Genomic DNA, 16,704 nt, shown 5'->3' on the forward strand with positions numbered 1-16,704 from the left:
ACCTTAAATTTATCTATTATTTAGTTTGAATTTTAGGCGAGATTATATCTTTTAAATGATTAAAATTTGTTTTGCGTTTAAAATCTCACTTTGCTTTTAGCGTCTGATAAATTTATAAAATCAGCCAAATTTTTGCCTAAATTTCATAAAATGGCGCAAAAGGATAGAGAATGAAAACACTTACGATTATTGATACTTTTGGCTTCTTTTTTAGGCTTTACTACGCTATGAGTGGGCTTAAAAACAGAGAGGGCAAACCAAGTGGCATGATAAGTGGCTTTGCAAATTTCATAGCGAGCCTAAAAGATGAGTACCAAAGCGACTACCTCATCTTCGCACTCGATAGCAAGGGCAAGACCCTGCGCCACGAAATTTTAGGCGAATACAAAGCAAACAGGAGCGAGCCGCCAGCTCAGCTAAAAGAGCAGCTGCCAGTTTGTATAGATATGATAGAAAAAATGGGACTTTACAGCCTTAGCCGCGAGGGCTACGAGGCTGATGATATCATCGCAAGTGCGGTTAAAATTTGCAAAGATAAAGATATATTTGTGCGAATAGTCACGCATGATAAGGACCTTTATCAGCTCATAGAAGACGGCAAAGTGAGCATCTACAGCCCACAAAGCAAGATCGACCACGATAGCGCTAGTTGCTTTGAAAAGTATGGTGTCTATCCAGCTCAGGTGAGGGACTTTTTAGCCATCGCAGGTGATAGCTCAGATAACATCCCAGGCGTCAAAGGTATCGGCGCAGTGGGAGCTAAGAAGCTTTTAGCCGAGTATGGTAGCTTAGAGGGAATTTATGAAAATTTATCCCTTCTTAGAAACGAGCGCACCAAAAATATGCTAGCAGCCGCAAGAGACGAGGCGTTTTTGAGCAAAAAGCTAGCCACGCTCTTTGATGACGCGATCACTTCGCTTGATCTTGAGCAGTCCAAATTTCCAGAGCAAAATCCTTTGATAAATATCTCAGAAATTTTAAAAGAGTACGATCTAAACAGGCTTCTTAAGAGCTTGCAAAAAGAGGAAAATGCTGAATTTAAGCTTGGCTTTAGAGCAAATTTACTACTTGATGAGGCAAGCATCGAAAAGCTGCTCTCAAGCGTCACGCCAGAGACCATCGTCGCCTTTGACACTGAGACCACGGGCGTTGATAGCAAGAGCGCAAAGATCGTTGGTTTTAGCTTTTGCTTTAACGACGAGGACGCATACTACGTGCCAGTGGCTCACAACTACCTAGGCGCGCCAAAGCAAATAGACCTAAAATTTGCCACTTGGGCGGTAGGGCAAATTTATAAAGGCTGCGTGATCGGACAAAATTTAAAATATGACTTTGAGATCGTGAAAAACAATCTTGGGCTCAACCCTTCAGCAAATTTTAAAGATACGATGATACTTGCTTGGCTTAGCGATCCAAACTCAAGTGTGGGCATGGACGCGCTGGCAAAGAGGCTATATGACTACGACACGATCAAATTTGAAGATGTGGTCAAAAAAGGGCAAACTTTTGGCGATGTGCCCCTAGAAAATGCCGCTAAATACGCGAGTGAGGACGCTTGGATAACGCTTAAATTTTATAAAACTTTTCAAAATACACTTGATAAAAATTTACTGGCCCTTGCCGATACGCACGAGTTTCCTTTTATCCTCACACTCTTTGACATGGAGCAAAACGGCATCAAGATAAACGAAGCTAAGATGCAAAAGCTCATCCTTGAAAACGACACCAAACTAAAGGCGCTAACAAGTGAAATTTACGAGCTAAGCGGCGAAAATTTCAACATAAACTCCGTAAAACAGCTTGGCGTCATACTTTTTGAGCACCTAAAGCTTCCTACCAAAAAGAAGACAAAAACAGGATATAGCACCGATGAGAGCGTGCTAGCTGAGCTTACGGACGCTCATCCAGTGATTGAAAAAATTTTAGCTTACAGAGAGCTATATAAACTACAAAGCACCTACTGCGAGCCACTTTTAGCGCTTGCAAAAAAGGATGAGGGCTCACGAATTTACACGAGCTTTTTGCAAACTGGCACAAGCACAGGCAGGCTTTCAAGTAAAAATCCAAATTTACAAAATATCCCAGCTCGTGGCAGCCTCGCAAAGGATGTCAGAGAGTGCTTTGAGGCGCGCGAGGGATATAGCTTTGTGGCGCTTGACTACAGCCAGATCGAGCTTAGACTGCTAGCTCACTTTAGCCGTGATCCTGCGCTTCTTGAGGCGTTTAAAAATGACGATGATATCCACGCAAGGACGGCTATTAGCATATTTGGTAGCAGCGACGGACAAAATAGAGCCGTGGCAAAGAGTATAAATTTTGGCCTCATTTACGGCATGGGCTCAAGCAAGCTGGCAAATCAAGTAAATATCACAAGAGCCGAGGCAAAAGAGTATATAGAGCGATATTTTAAGGCATTTGCGACGATCAAAGAATTTTTAGAGAGCATAAAAATTTCAGCCAAAAACGACGGCTTTGTGCAGACACTACTTGGTAGAAAGCGCTACTTTGACTTTAAAAGTGCCACACCTATGCAAATAGCTATGTTTGAGCGCGAAGCGGTAAATACGGTCTTTCAAGGCTCCGCAGCAGACCTTGTCAAGATGGCGATGGTAAAAGTTAGAGCAAATTTAGATGAAAAAGCGAGTATGTTGCTTCAGATCCACGATGAGCTGATCTTTGAAGTAAAAGACGAGTTTGCGCAGGAATTTGGCAAGGCGACGCAAAAGACGATGGAGGAAATTTACACCTTAAATGTGCCACTTAAAACATCGCTAAATATCGCCAAAAACTGGGGCGAACTGAAATAGAGTAAATTTGGCTAGCCTATCTAAATTTAAATGAGCTAGCCTATTTTTATTTTGTAATTTAAACGACATATATAATAGGTAAATTTTAGCGCGCTTTGCTTTTTTGCATATATAAATTTTCAAACATATAAGCCAAAATGCAACCAACTAAGTAGCAAATAATGTCCGTCCAGTCAAATGTCCCACCAAAAATTATCCGTAATATTGAGCTTTTGACACCTAAAATTTCAAGAATTTTGAGGTATTGCAAGGCTTCTATAAAAAGTGAAATGATAAAGACAACAATGGCTAAATTTATAGGGGCTACCCTAAATATAGCTCGCCCAAACGCATAAAGCATCGCAGTAGCTAGCACATCGCCGATATAGTGCCTTATAAAACCGCCTTTTATAAAGATAGCAATATAAATTTCTATCGCCAAAATAATAACGCCGGTCACCGCCCAGCCAGCTCTTCTCTTTTGGCTAAATTTGCTTTTGTTTATAGGTAAAGATATCGCTTCTTTGGTATATTCTTTCAAATTTATCCTTTTAAATTTATCTCGTAGATTTTAACACAGATGAAAATTCTTAACAACTTTTTGCAATAATATAAAATAAAACTTAAATTTTTATATTAATAATTTTTAAAAACAAAGTATGAAAAATTTAGATTTTATAGTTTATACAAAGTAAAATTTATAAATTTCAAAAGAGTGGTAATGATGCAGAAATTTAGACCAAAACCACCTAGCACAAGCTTTCAACTAATACAAAACTCTCGCTTTTGTCAAATTAATCTTAAAATATAAGTTTAATCTCAATTCATAAGAGATATAATCAACATTAAATTTACATTTAACTTAGGAGGTTTCATGGATTTTCTCATGAATTTAAGTGAAGGCGTGCAGTTTGCTATCCAGCTTCTCATCGTCCTTATCTGTTTGTTCTACGGAGCTAAAAAAGGCGGTATAGCGCTTGGTATGCTAGGCGGTATTGGTCTTGTAGTTTTAGTTTTTGGATTTAACATCGAGCCTGGCAAGCCTGCTATCGATGTTATGCTAACCATTTTAGCCGTTGTTGTGGCTAGCGCTACACTTCAAGCTAGTGGCGGTCTTGACGTTATGCTTCAAATAGCAGAAACCATACTTAGAAAAAATCCAAAATATGTAAGTATCCTAGCTCCATTTGTAACATGTACGCTTACTATTTTATGCGGAACTGGACACGTTGTTTATACTGTGCTTCCTATCGTTTATGACATCGCTATCAAAAACGGTATCCGCCCAGAGCGTCCTATGGCTGCAAGCTCGATAGCTTCACAAATGGGTATCATCGCTAGCCCAGTTTCAGTTGCTGTTGTAACCCTTACTAGCTTTCTTATCAACGCTAAAACTCACTTAGCTGGTTTTGATGGATATTTGGACCTTTTAAAGATCACTATCCCATCAACATTTTGTGGCGTTTTGGCGATAGGTATTTTTAGCTGGTTTAGAGGCAAAGACCTTGATAAAGACGAAGTCTTTCAAGCAAAACTTCAAGACCCTGAGTTTAAAAAATACGTTTATGGCGACAGCGCAACACTTCTAGGCAAAAAACTTCCTATGCACCAATGGGCTGCAATGTGGATATTTTTAGGCTCTATCCTTGTAGTCGCACTTCTTGGATACTTTAAAGATCTTCGCCCAAGCTGGACTACTTACAAAGACGCAACAGTCGTTCAAATAGTAGCAAACCTTCCAACTGAGCAAAAAGTCTTAAAAACCTTAAAGATAAAAGACGCCAGCATCCAAACAGAAGCTGCTGAGTTAAAAGTTTCAAACGATAAGCTAAACTCAAATCAAAAAGCTCAATCAGTTAAAATCATCGGCAAAGATGCAAATCAAACTCTTACTCGCACAGCTGATGGTGCAGTAACATATATAAATGAAAAAGGTGCAAAAGAGGAATTTCAAGGCGCTTATATAAATATCAGCAACAAACTAGCCTCTTCAAAGAGCCTAAGCATGGTTCATGTTATTCAAATTTTCATGCTTTTAACAGGTGCACTCATCTTGATATTTACTCCAACAGATGCTAGCAAGATCGGCAAAAATGAGATCTTTAGATCGGGTATGATCGCACTTGTTGCAGTATTTGGTATCTCTTGGATGGCTGAGACTATGTTTGCAGTACATACTCCGATGATGAAAGAAGCCCTTGGTGGCATCGTAAAAGAGCACCCTTGGACCTATGCGGTTATGCTACTTATCATCTCTAAATTTGTTAACTCTCAAGCTGCAGCCTTGGTTGCGTTCGTGCCATTAGCACTAAATATCGACGTTAACCCTGCTGTAATCCTAGCCTTTGCGCCGGCTTGCTATGGATACTACATCCTACCAACATACCCAAGCGACCTTGCGGCTATTCAGTTTGACAGAAGCGGTACAACACACATTGGTAAATTTGTTATCAACCACAGCTTCATCTTCCCAGGCCTTATCGGCGTTATAGTCTCTTGTATATTTGGCTATATCTTCGCTACTGCGTTTGGCTATCTATAATAGATAAATTTCTTGCTGCCCTTTGGTGGCAAGAAATTTCTTCATTAAAGCTTATCTTTAAATTTCTGCTTATTACTCATATAAACAAAGCTTAGCACTTCAGCCACAGCCCTAAAAAGATGCGCTGGTATCGTATCATCGACCTCACAAACTCTATAAAGCTCCCTTGCAAGAGGTGGATTTTCATAAATTTGCACTCCGTTTTCAACCGCTACCTTTTTTATTTGAAGCGCTAAGAAATCAACCCCTTTAGCAAGTATTATCGGTGCCTCGTCACGGCTTTTATCGTATCTGATCGCCACGGCATAGTGAGTTGGGTTTGTGATGACGACATCAGCTTGTGGGATATTTTGCATCATTCGTCGTTTGGCTGCACGCATTTGTGCTTGGCGGATCCTGCCTTTTACCTGTGGGTCGCCCTCCATCTGCTTATACTCGTCCTTGATCTCTTGCTTGCTCATGCGAAGGTCTTTAAAATACTGAAAACGCACGATAAGCAGGTCAGCAAGGCCGATCACAAAAAGTATAAAAAGCATGACACTAACTAAGATGATGAGCTTCTCTTTTAGCCACACAAGCTGGTCAAACATAGAAAAAAATAGCGTGTGTGGAAGCTCTTTGATAAACTGCAAGAAAAAGTAAAATCCAACTCCAAAGACGATGCTTACTTTAACGACGATCTTGACGCTCTCGATAGCCTTTTTCATAGAAAATAAATTTTTTAGCCCTTTTAGTGGATTTATCTTGCCAAAATTTGGTGTTATGGGCTTTGTGGTAAATATAAAACCAAACTGCATTACATTTGCGATTATGCCGGCAACCGCGACGCAGATGCAAACTGGCAGGATCATCAGAAGTGCCCTACCAAAGGTATTTACAACGATCATCTTTACCGTTGGCAAGGTCAGTGGCTGACCGATAAATTTAGAGTAGTAGATGTAAAGCGAGATGACCTGATCTTTCATGAAATTTAGCATCGCAAGCAGCACACCAATAGCGATGACTAGGGTCACAAAGCCAGATAGGTCCTGACTTTTGGGGACGTTGCCATCCTTTTTGGCGTCTTCTATCTTTTTGGGGGTCGCTTCTTCGGTTTTTTCCTGATCTTCGCCTGCCATCTTTGTCCTGAGCTTGCTTAAATTTGGGCGATTATAGCCAAAATGCGGTTAAAATATCCGTTAAATTTAACTTTTTGTGAGCCAAAAAACTAAGCCATTTTAGGCGTTTTTGGCTAAAATTAGCAAAAATAAGGAGAGGCAAAATGTCATTTTTAGAAGGCTTATTTAACATTTTCAAAGCCAAAAAACCACCAAAAAGCGATGAAGAGCTACTTTTAGACGAGTACGCAAGCATCTACGCCGAGATAAAAGAGAAAAATTTAGACGATTACGACTTTTTATGTGAACTCATACGATTACTCTCTTTTTCAAGAGCTAGGCGTTACGACTTTTGTCTTGAGAAGTGCCTAGAAAAGGGCGACGCTGAGGGACTAAATGATCTCATCTTTCAATACGCTAAGCTAAATTTACTCCCAGGATGTAGCGGTGGATATGACCAGTGTGAGAAGCTGATCCCAGCATTTTTTGCTATCGCTTGTGGCGACACAGATAGTATGGCAAGCATCTTTCCAAAAGGCCTGCCACCTAGCAAAAACGGCTATAAATTTCTATGCGTTATGCACGATCTGCTCACTGCGATACTTTGGCAAGATGAAATTTTACTTGATCCAGCCCTAGAAAAAGCACGCACTTTTGCAGAGTCCAAAAAGCCAGCAAACGAAAGAGAGGCGGTTAAATTTGTGCTTGCCCTACACGAAAAAGACACGGCTGCCATGAGCGAGCATTTGCAGAAATTTTGCTCTACCTTTGGCAGGACAGAGGCACCTAAATTTGAAAAACGCCTCTACATTTTCGCGCACGGACTTCACGCTTTGGCGCGCTACTTTTTACCGCTTGAACTCTTTAAAGAGATAAAGCTACCAAAAAATGAAAATTTCAGTAAATTTTACGCAAAGAGGCTCTTTCAAAATGAAATTCCCAAGCCAAAACTCTATTTTACTTTTCCGCCTGAGCTTGAACTAATAAATGTGATTTTAAGCGCACCAGTAGCCAAAACGCTAGTATATCAGCCACATTTGCCAAGTGATAAAACATTTTTCTTAGATCATACATCTATGATAAGAAATTTAGCCGATGAGATCATAAGATTAGGGGCATTAAAGTAGAATTTATAAACTTTTGGCTAATATTCACACCTTACAACCAACAAAGCTCCATAAATCTTTTGCAAAAAAGTGCTTTTTGGTCTTACCAAATTTTAGAAAGGTAGAGTATGTCAAAATACGCTATATTTAAGCATGGCAGTAAGCAATATCGTGTTAGCGAGGGCGAGTTCCTTAAGCTAGATCACTTTAGCGCTGAAGCTAAATCAACCGTTGAGATTACAGAAGTTTTAGCTGTAAATGACGGCGAAGTAAAGGTAGGTGCGCCATTTGTTAAGGGTGCAAAAGTTGTTCTTGAGGTCGTTAATGAAGGCAAAGACAAAAAAGTAGTTATCTACAAAAAACGCAGACGTAAAGACTCAAAACTAAAACGCGGCTTTAGAAGACAATTTACACGTGTAAAAGTCGTAAGTATCGCAGCTTAAGGAGATAAGATATGGCACACAAAAAAGGTCAAGGTTCAACCCAAAATAACCGTGATAGTATCGGACGCCGATTAGGTGTTAAGAAATTTGGTGGCGAGTTCGTTCGTGCTGGAAATATAATCATCCGCCAAAGAGGAACAGCAACTCACGCTGGAAATAACGTAGGTCTTGGCAAAGATCACACTATTTTTGCATTAGTTGATGGCTTTGTAAAATTTGAAAGACTTGATAAAAACAGAAAAAAAGTATCTGTTTATCCAGCTGCATAATCCCAGGGGCGTTTGCCCCTTTTTTCTTTTTAAATCCACCCAAAATTTAACAAATTTAATTTATCTTACTTATTATATAGCTTGGCATTTTAGCAAAACACCAAACTATTAAATTTATTTTATTTCGCTTTTAACAAAGCAAGCTCTTGCGCTAGGAATTCCCCTGTGTAGCTGCCAGTTTTTTTGTAGTTTTTAGCTACCTCTTTGACACTGCCACAAGCTATCACTTTACCGCCTTTTGCGCCGCCTTCTGGTCCCATATCTACGATATAGTCGCAGTTTTTGATGACATCCATATTATGCTCGATCACAAAGACAGAATTTCCAAGATCGACCAGGTGATTTAGCACCTTTACTAGCCTATCAACATCGGCAAAATGAAGTCCCGTCGTTGGCTCATCAAGGATGTAAAGCGTATTTCCAGTGTCGCTTCTACTAAGCTCTTTTGCTAGCTTCACGCGCTGCGCCTCGCCGCCACTAAGAGTGACTGCGTTTTGTCCAAGCGTGATGTAGCCAAGCCCCACGTCTTGCAGCGTGGTGAGCTTTGAAGCGATCTTTGGCACAGCCTTAAAGAACTCAACCGCCTCATCTATACTCATATTTAGCACCTCAGCGATGTTTTTGCCTTTGTATAAAATTTCCAAGGTCTGAGCGTTATATCTAGCGCCGTTACAAACGTCACAAACCACGTTGATATCAGGCAAAAAGTGCATCTCGATCGTGATCTCGCCCTCGCCTTGGCACTTCTCGCAGCGCCCACCTTTGACGTTGAAGCTAAAGCGCCCTATTTTATAGCCTCTAAGCTTGGCCTCTTTAGTCTGCGCAAATAAATTTCTTATCTCATCCATCACACCAGTATAAGTCGCTGGATTTGAGCGTGGGGTGCGGCCAATCGGGCTTTGATCGAGGTATATGACCTTGTCTAAATTCTCAAGTCCGCTTAAATTTACCCCAGCTATTTTTTTCACTTTTTTAGCTCTATTTAGCTGCTCCTGCGCCTCTGGGAGCAAGGTCTGAAGCACTAGAGAGCTCTTGCCAGATCCTGATACGCCAGTGATGCCAACTAAATTTCTAAGTGGGAATTTAGTGGTTAAATTTGAGATATTGTTGATATTTACATTTGAAATTTCAAGCCACTTCTCAGCTTTTCTATTTTTTTGATAGTCGATCTTTTTCTTACCATTTATGTATTGTGCAGTCTGAGTGTCTGAGCTTAAAAGCTCTTTTGCTGTGCCTGCAAAGACCACGCTGCCGCCAAATTTACCAGCTCCAGGGCCGATATCTACGATAAAATCAGCCTCCTCTATCGTCTTTTTATCATGCTCGACGACGATTACGGAGTTGCCTTTGGCTTGCAAATTTCTAAGCGTCTTTATAAGTTTTAGCGTATCACGCTCGTGCAGACCGATGCTTGGCTCATCAAGCACGTACATGACGCCACTTAGCCCACTTCCTATCTGGCTCGCGATCCTGATGCGCTGTGCCTCGCCACCGCTGATCGTCCTAGCATCACGTCCAAGCGACAAGTAGCCAAGTCCCACGTCATACAAAAAGAAAAGTCTCTCGTTGATCTCTTTTAAGATAGGCTTTGCGATCGCCTTGTCATAGTCGCTGAGATATGCGAAATTTTTCTCATTTGAGAAAAATGCGGTGCAGTTTTCTATACTCATATCCAAAATTTCACCAAGCCCAAGACCAGCGACCTTTACCGCTAGACTTTGAGGCTTTAGTCTGTGTCCGTTACAAGCGTCACAAATTTTCTCGCTCATATACTCGTCAAAGTCCTTGTAGTCCTTCAAAAGCCCGTGTGAAATTTTAACTACTCCGTCAAATTTTCTAAGCAGCTTGTTTCGCTTCCAAAAGAACGAAACATCCTTGACGTTGCCGTATAAAACGAGCCTCTTTTCATCTTCGCTAAGCTCATAATATGGCTTTTTGATATCGATGCCATTTTGCTCACAAAAAGCAAGCAAAAATTTATAGTAATAGCTCATGTTATAGCCGTAAAGTAGCTTGATAGCGCCGTTTTCTATCGACTTTTCCTCGTCGATGATCTTGCTCATATCTAGGCTATATCTTATGCCAAGTCCGTCGCAGTGCTCGCAAGCGCCCTTTGGCGAGTTGAAGCTAAAGCTTAGCGGCTCAAGTGGCGTAAATGAAATTTTACAGTCAAAACAAGCCATATGCTCGCTGTAATGTATAAAACTCTCTTTTAAGCCCAGTTCGTCAGCGTTTGCGATCTCTATCTCGACCTCGCCAAAGCTCTCATTTAGCGCCTTTTCGACGTCGCTTGCTAGGCGCTCGTGATTTTGCTCGTCGATGGCGATCCTATCAACAATGACCTTTATCGTGTGTTTTTTCGTTTTTGCAAGCTCGATCTCCTCATCAAGCCTCACCACCACGCCATCTATATGTGCTCTAACAAAGCCTTTTTGACGTAAATTTTCGATCAGATCCGCCCATGTTCCCTTTTTCTCACGAACTAACGGCGCATAGATGATCACTTTTGCACCAAGTGGGAGCTTTGAAATTTCATTTATGATGTCACTCGCGCTCATTTTTGAGATAGGTTTGCCGCATTTATGGCAGTGCTGCACGCCAACCCTTGCGTATAAAAGCCTTAGATAATCATAAATTTCAGTGATCGTGCCAACCGTTGAGCGAGGGTTTTTTGAAGTTGTCTTTTGGTCTATCGCAATTGCAGGCGTTAAACCCTCAATCTTATCGACATCAGGCTTACCCACGCGGTCTAAAAACTGCCTAGCATAGCTGCTAAGGCTCTCCATATACCTGCGCTGCCCCTCAGCATAGAGCGTGTCAAAGGCTAGCGTACTCTTGCCACTGCCGCTAAGACCAGTAAAAACCACTAATTTATTTTTAGGAATTTCAAGGTTTAAATTTTTAAGATTGTGCTCTCGCGCGCCAGTTATTTTTATAGTATCATTCATTAAATTTATACGACCTTTTTAAAATTTTAATCTGTAAATTTAGTCTAAAAGTGATAAAAACTTTATAAAGTAGTTTAGAGAAATTAAGCGTGTTATGAAAATTTAAGAGTATATTTATATCATTTTCAGTTTTTTTTGATATTCTACGCCAAAATTTTATTTAAGGAGAAAAAATGTCTGTAAAAATAACCGATATATGCATAAGCTGTGGTTCATGCATCGATGAGTGCCCAGTTTCAGCTATTGTTGATGATAGCGACAACCCAACTGGAGCAGATACATACTATGTTTATTCAAACAAATGCGTTGAGTGCGTAGGCTACAACGATGAGCCAGCCTGTGCATCTGCCTGTCCAACTGATGGCTGCATCGTTTGGGACGCCGTAGTAGCAGGACAACCTTCACGTGATCAAATCGGTGCTGACGCTCGCACTGGCAGCACTCCAGTTATCCAATAAATTTACAAAATTTAGGCTCAAATTTGAGCCTATTTTATTTTTAAGCTTTATTTGATATAATTGCCAACTTCATTTAAATAACCTAAATTTTAAGGAAAATTTATGCAAAGAACACTTTCTATTATTAAGCCTGACGCTGTTAAGAAAAATGTTGTTGGAAAGATTATAGATAGATTTGAAAGCAATGGCTTAAGAATCGCAGCTGCAAAGAAAATCAAACTTAGCAAATGCGATGCAAAAGCATTTTATGCAGTTCATAAAGATAGACCTTTCTTCAACGATCTAGTTGATTTTATGGTAAGCGGACCAGTCGTAGTTATGGTTTTAGAAGGCGAAAATGCAGTTGCTAAAAACCGCGAGCTAATGGGCGCAACTAACCCAAAAGAAGCAGCTCCTGGCACTATCAGAGCTGATTTTGCTGATAGCATTGACGCAAATGCAGTTCACGGAAGCGACAGCCTAGAAAACGCTGTAAATGAGATAAATTTCTTCTTTGCTTCAAGAGAAATTTGCTAATTTTGGACTAAAATTTGATTATTCCGTTTTCTAAAATAGCAAACAAAGAGATAAACTTTGAGCTAGTAAGAAACAATGATCTATTTTTTAGTGGAATTTTAAAAAGAAAAGACCCTTTTTTAGTAAAATGCCAAGGCACTATAAAGGGCGAGATAAAATATATTTGTGATCGATGTGGTGATGAATTTATGCTACCTATCGATCAAGACGTAGAGCTAAATTTAAGTGATGGTGTCTATAAAGACAGAGAAAATGAGCTTAGCGATACGGTTGAATTTTTTGATGGCAATATTGATTTAAAAGAAGTTTTTGAAAGTGAGCTAGAAGCTTTTAAGAGCGATTATTTTTATTGTGAAAAATGTAAAAATTTATAAAGGAGAGTAAAATGGCAGTACCAAAGCGAAGAGTGAGTCATTCTCGTGCAGCAAAACGTAGAACACATTACAAAGTTACACTTCCAGTGCCTGTAAAAGACAAAGATGGTTCTTGGAAAATGCCTCACCGCATAAACAAAACAACAGGTGAATACTAAAATATGATTCGCATTGCTATTGATGCTATGGGTGGTGATTTTGGTGCAGAGCCTATAATATCTGGCGTTATCGAGGCACTAAAAGAGACAGAATTTAAAGCTGTATTAGTTGGCGATAGCAATGCCATAAAACCACTCATCCCACAACCCTATTTAAAAAATATAGAATTTATAGAAGCTACTGAAGTCATCTCGATGTCAGACGGAGCCACAGACGCACTAAAAAGAAAAGATAGCACGATCTACAAAGCTGTTGAACTTTTAAAAGAAAAAGAAGTCGATGCTGTCGTTTCTGCTGGTCACAGCGGTGCTACTATGAGTTTAGCTACGTTAAGAGTTGGTAGATTAAAAAATGTATCTCGTCCAGCAATCGCTACGCTTATGCCTAATTCAAAAGAGACAGCCACTTTGGTTTTGGACGTTGGCGCAAATGTTGATTGCAGAAGCGAACACTTATTTCAATTTGCCATAATGGGCGAAGCCTATGCAAAAGAAATTTTAGGCAGAAAAGAGCCAAAAGTAGGTCTTTTGTCAAACGGCGAAGAAGAGAGCAAAGGCAATGAAGTCAGCAAAGAGGCTTTTAAACTAGTTTCTAGGCTTGATAGCTTCGTTGGTAATGCAGAGGGCAATCAAATTTTTGATGGTAGCATTGATGTCATGGTCTGTGACGGTTTTATGGGAAATATCCTACTAAAAACGAGTGAAGGTGTCGCTGATGCCATAGGCAAGATCATCAAAAAGCAGGTCAAAAAATCACCCCTTGCTATGGCTGGATCGGTACTTATGAGAAAAGTTTTTAAAACTCTAAAAAAACAGGTCAGCTACGATGAGTATGGCGGTGCTCCGCTTCTTGGCGTAAATGGCTGCGTCATCATAAGCCACGGCAAAAGCAACTCAAAAGCTATAAAAAATGCAATCTTTCAAGCAATTAAATTTGCTAACTCGAATATAAATAAAGTTATAGAAGAAGAACTTTCGCACTTTGCAAGGTAAAATATGCCAAAAGCTTCATTGATCTCCATTGCGTCATATGTCCCAGAAAAAATTTTAACAAATTTTGATTTTGAAAAAATGGTCGACACGAGCGATGAGTGGATAGTGAAGCGAACCGGTATAGAGCAAAGACATATTGCAACGACTGAGATAACAAGCGATCTTGGCACAAAAGCTGCCGAGCTAGCTATAAAGCGCTCAGGGCTTGAAAAATCACAAATCGATGCGGTAATCTGCGCTACGATATCTCCAGATCATCTTTGCATGCCTTCAACTGCTTGTAAGATAGCTTCAAATTTAGGCTTAAATTTTGGCATTACAGCTTTTGATATAAGTGCGGCTTGCACAGGATTTATCTATCTTTTAGAGCTTGCAAATTCTCTTATCATAAGCGGTGCTAAAAAAAATGTTTTGATCATAGGAGCTGAAAAACTAAGCTCGATAATCGACTACACAGATAGAAGCACATGCATACTTTTTGGCGACGGAGCTGGTGCTGCTGTGATAAGTGCTAGCGAAGAAAACGAGATCATCGACATCCACACTGCAAGCGACGGCAGACAAGCTGAGCTTTTGATAACTCCAGGATGTGGTAGTGCATTTCCAGCTAGCGATGAGACGCTAAAAAATAGACTAAATTTCATCCACATGAGTGGAAATGAGGTCTTTAAGATAGCGGTTCAAACGCTTAGCAAAAGCGTGATAGAAATTTTACACACAAACAAAATGCAAAGCGAAGATATCGACTTTTTCATACCTCATCAAGCAAATATCAGGATAATAGACGCCGTAAAAAATAGGCTAAATTTCACTGACGAGCAGTGCGTTTTGACAGTTGCAAAATATGGTAACACAAGCTCTGCTTCGATCCCAATGGCTATAAATGATGCTTACGAAGATGGACGCATTAAAAATGGTTCAGTTTTGCTTCTTGATGCATTTGGTGGTGGCTTTACTTGGGGTTCGGCGATACTAAAATTTGGCGGTAGAAATTTTAGCGATCTGTAATTAACCGCTTCTATACCCAAAACTCTAAATTTAATAAAATTTCTACAACACCTTTTATAAATTTTAAAAAATTTCCATTCATTTTCAAATAGATATTAAAATTACAATGATTTAAATTTTCAGATACATTTAATCTGAATTTAAATTTTTATGGATATAATTTCGCAATCAATAAAATTTATTATTAAGGAGAAAATATGTTAGTAACAAAAAAAGCACCTGACTTTACAGCTGCAGCAGTTTTAGGAAACAATCAAATTGTAAATGATTTCAACCTTTACAAAAACATCGGCGAAAAAGGCGCTGTTGTCTTCTTCTACCCTATGGACTTTACATTCGTTTGCCCAAGCGAGATCATCGCATTTGATAAAAGATATGACGAGTTCAAGTCACGTGGTATCGAAGTTATCGCGGTTTCTTGCGACAACCAGTTCTCACACTTTGCATGGAAAGAGACTCCAGTAAATAAAGGCGGTATCGGCAAAGTTCGCTTCCCGATCGTAGCTGACATGACAAAATCAATTGCTCGCGGCTTTGACGTACTTCTAGAAGACGCTGGCGTAGCACTTCGCGGGTCATTCCTACTTGACAAAGATGGCACAGTTCGCCACGCAGTTATAAACGACCTACCACTTGGCAGAAACATCGACGAGATGATTAGAATGGTAGATACTATGTTATTTACAAACGAGCACGGCGAAGTTTGCCCAGCTGGCTGGCACAAAGGTGACGCTGGTATGAAACCAAGCACAGAAGGCGTTGCTGACTATCTTTCACACAACGAAAGCAAACTATAATTATTCAAATTTCTAGGCAGCTTTGCCTAGAAATTTCCTCTCTACACAAATTTAAATATTTTTTTAATATAACTTTATATATGATAGCGATGTTTTAATAAATAACCTTTTTTGGAGACCCCATGGAGTTTAAGGGCAGGCAAGAACTTGTCGAAAATTGCGAGGATTGCATACTTGGTTTAAGAGCTAAATTTATAGATGAGGGCATCAAATTTTGCAGACAACTGACCCTTGTAGTGCCACACGAGCAGATGAAAATTTGCCTTGAGAGTATCTTTGACGCGCTACTCATCCAAAAGCCAAATGCCACACAAATTCGCGACGACTTAAACAGCCTAATACCAAAACTAAATGCAAAAGATGAGCTGGTAAATTTCTTGCTCTTAAATTTGACACTAAATTTTAGTCACACCTGCGACGATGCAGTATATGTGGGCTATTTTGTAAATGCCGTCTCAAGGATGAAAGAAATTTTATATAACACGCAGGATCACCAAGAAGCCACGGTAAAAACGATGATCGATACTGGCTCATTTTTTTATGAAGATCCAATCAACACATTTACACGCATGAAAAATGCCAAGGTCCGCCCTGAGTTTTTAAATTTATACGACGGACTAAATATAAAATACGAAGCCGAAATTTTAGAGGTTAAAGAAGATAGCGTCGTTTTTCGCGTAGATATGATGCAAATTTTAGCTATGAAGCAAGATGGCAAGGGCTTTATCCTGCCAAACAGCTTCTTCTCAAAGCAACTTCGCGCCGACATCATCGACTACAATATCGCCGATAAAAGTGTCACCCTTTCAAATTTCTCGCGCACAGCGACCATGCATGCAAACAAGAGAAAATTCCAGCGCGTCTTGCCAAACCGCTTTACCAAAATTTCTCTAAAAGGAGAGCAAGGCGAGCTTGTTGGCAGCCTTTATGACATCTCAGAAGGCGGCATGAGCATATTAAGCTCACAAGCTACAAATTTTAAAGACGGCGAAGAATTAGAGGCAAATTTTGACATAATGCTCTCACCAAATGAAGTAAAAAACGTCTCTTTGAAGCTAAGGCTAGTCACTGAGCTAGCATACAAGGGCTACATCAGATACTGCATGCAGCTAGTCGATGATGACAAGACAATAAAAGACTTCACGCAAAAGCGCGTCAAAGAGACACTTGACGAGCTTCGCTCACGCATAAATTTATACGAATAAGGCA

At 39.9% G+C, this 16,704-nt stretch carries 16 protein-coding genes; 13 read left to right on the top strand and 3 right to left on the bottom strand.

Going from position 1 to position 16,704, the window contains the following annotated elements; genetic code table 11:
- Positions 1 to 170 precede the first annotated feature (170 nt).
- Positions 171 to 2,807, top strand: a complete 2,637-nt coding sequence (gene polA, locus CVS86_RS03755; RefSeq protein WP_107791013.1) for a DNA polymerase I — start codon at positions 171 to 173, stop codon at positions 2,805 to 2,807.
- Between the two features lie 85 nt (positions 2,808 to 2,892).
- Here the strand turns inward: polA and CVS86_RS03760 are convergent, their stop codons facing one another.
- A complete protein-coding gene (locus CVS86_RS03760; RefSeq protein WP_234399226.1) occupies positions 2,893 to 3,327 on the bottom strand; it encodes a DUF2809 domain-containing protein in 435 nt (144 codons plus the stop codon).
- A gap of 333 nt (positions 3,328 to 3,660) precedes the next feature.
- On the opposite strand from CVS86_RS03760, the gene CVS86_RS03765 reads away from it, so the two are divergent.
- On the top strand, positions 3,661 to 5,328 hold the full coding sequence (locus CVS86_RS03765; RefSeq protein WP_107791014.1) for an anaerobic C4-dicarboxylate transporter: 1,668 nt from the start codon (positions 3,661 to 3,663) through the stop codon (positions 5,326 to 5,328).
- A 44-nt stretch (positions 5,329 to 5,372) separates the two neighbouring features.
- Here CVS86_RS03765 and flhB read toward each other — a convergent pair whose 3' ends face one another.
- Positions 5,373 to 6,446 carry a flagellar biosynthesis protein FlhB gene (flhB, locus tag CVS86_RS03770; protein ID WP_103594831.1) on the bottom strand — a complete coding sequence of 358 codons (1,074 nt, stop codon included), beginning with the start codon at positions 6,444 to 6,446 and terminating at the stop codon, positions 5,373 to 5,375.
- 143 nt (positions 6,447 to 6,589) lie between these two features.
- Between flhB and CVS86_RS03775 the strand changes: the two genes are divergently transcribed.
- The 3 genes from CVS86_RS03775 (at position 6,590) to rpmA (ending at position 8,243) form a co-directional block, all read left to right on the top strand.
- Positions 6,590 to 7,552, top strand: a complete 963-nt coding sequence (locus CVS86_RS03775) for a hypothetical protein (protein WP_107791015.1) — start codon at positions 6,590 to 6,592, stop codon at positions 7,550 to 7,552.
- A 107-nt stretch (positions 7,553 to 7,659) separates the two neighbouring features.
- On the top strand, positions 7,660 to 7,974 hold the full coding sequence (gene rplU, locus CVS86_RS03780; protein WP_021086253.1) for a 50S ribosomal protein L21: 315 nt from the start codon (positions 7,660 to 7,662) through the stop codon (positions 7,972 to 7,974).
- An 11-nt stretch (positions 7,975 to 7,985) separates the two neighbouring features.
- Positions 7,986 to 8,243 carry a 50S ribosomal protein L27 gene (gene rpmA / locus CVS86_RS03785; RefSeq protein WP_002942569.1) on the top strand — a complete coding sequence of 86 codons (258 nt, stop codon included), beginning with the start codon at positions 7,986 to 7,988 and terminating at the stop codon, positions 8,241 to 8,243.
- A gap of 119 nt (positions 8,244 to 8,362) precedes the next feature.
- Here rpmA and uvrA read toward each other — a convergent pair whose 3' ends face one another.
- Positions 8,363 to 11,191 (bottom strand): excinuclease ABC subunit UvrA, encoded by a 2,829-nt coding sequence (uvrA, locus tag CVS86_RS03790; protein WP_107791016.1) that lies wholly within the window; start codon positions 11,189 to 11,191, stop codon positions 8,363 to 8,365.
- Between the two features lie 173 nt (positions 11,192 to 11,364).
- Here uvrA and CVS86_RS03795 point away from each other — a divergent pair, with 173 nt between their 5' ends.
- From CVS86_RS03795 to CVS86_RS03830, 8 genes are all read left to right on the top strand, one after another.
- Entirely contained in the window at positions 11,365 to 11,649 is a 285-nt protein-coding gene (locus tag CVS86_RS03795) for an NADH-quinone oxidoreductase subunit I (protein ID WP_002942606.1), read from the top strand.
- A gap of 102 nt (positions 11,650 to 11,751) precedes the next feature.
- A complete protein-coding gene (ndk, locus tag CVS86_RS03800) occupies positions 11,752 to 12,165 on the top strand; it encodes a nucleoside-diphosphate kinase (protein WP_002942517.1) in 414 nt (137 codons plus the stop codon).
- A gap of 14 nt (positions 12,166 to 12,179) precedes the next feature.
- A complete protein-coding gene (locus CVS86_RS03805; RefSeq protein ID WP_087582710.1) occupies positions 12,180 to 12,539 on the top strand; it encodes a hypothetical protein in 360 nt (119 codons plus the stop codon).
- 11 nt (positions 12,540 to 12,550) lie between these two features.
- On the top strand, positions 12,551 to 12,697 hold the full coding sequence (gene rpmF / locus CVS86_RS03810) for a 50S ribosomal protein L32 (RefSeq protein WP_002942540.1): 147 nt from the start codon (positions 12,551 to 12,553) through the stop codon (positions 12,695 to 12,697).
- A 3-nt stretch (positions 12,698 to 12,700) separates the two neighbouring features.
- Positions 12,701 to 13,690, top strand: a complete 990-nt coding sequence (gene plsX / locus CVS86_RS03815; protein ID WP_107791017.1) for a phosphate acyltransferase PlsX — start codon at positions 12,701 to 12,703, stop codon at positions 13,688 to 13,690.
- A 3-nt stretch (positions 13,691 to 13,693) separates the two neighbouring features.
- A complete protein-coding gene (locus CVS86_RS03820) occupies positions 13,694 to 14,698 on the top strand; it encodes a beta-ketoacyl-ACP synthase III (RefSeq protein WP_107791018.1) in 1,005 nt (334 codons plus the stop codon).
- A 197-nt stretch (positions 14,699 to 14,895) separates the two neighbouring features.
- Positions 14,896 to 15,495: a peroxiredoxin gene (locus CVS86_RS03825; protein WP_002942572.1), complete on the top strand. Its 600-nt coding sequence runs from the start codon at positions 14,896 to 14,898 to the stop codon at positions 15,493 to 15,495.
- A gap of 122 nt (positions 15,496 to 15,617) precedes the next feature.
- Positions 15,618 to 16,700 carry a PilZ domain-containing protein gene (locus CVS86_RS03830; protein ID WP_107791019.1) on the top strand — a complete coding sequence of 361 codons (1,083 nt, stop codon included), beginning with the start codon at positions 15,618 to 15,620 and terminating at the stop codon, positions 16,698 to 16,700.
- Positions 16,701 to 16,704 lie beyond the last annotated feature (4 nt).

The sequence above is a fragment of the Campylobacter concisus genome (assembly GCF_003048605.1).
GTDB classification, from domain to species: domain Bacteria; phylum Campylobacterota; class Campylobacteria; order Campylobacterales; family Campylobacteraceae; genus Campylobacter_A; species Campylobacter_A concisus_BM.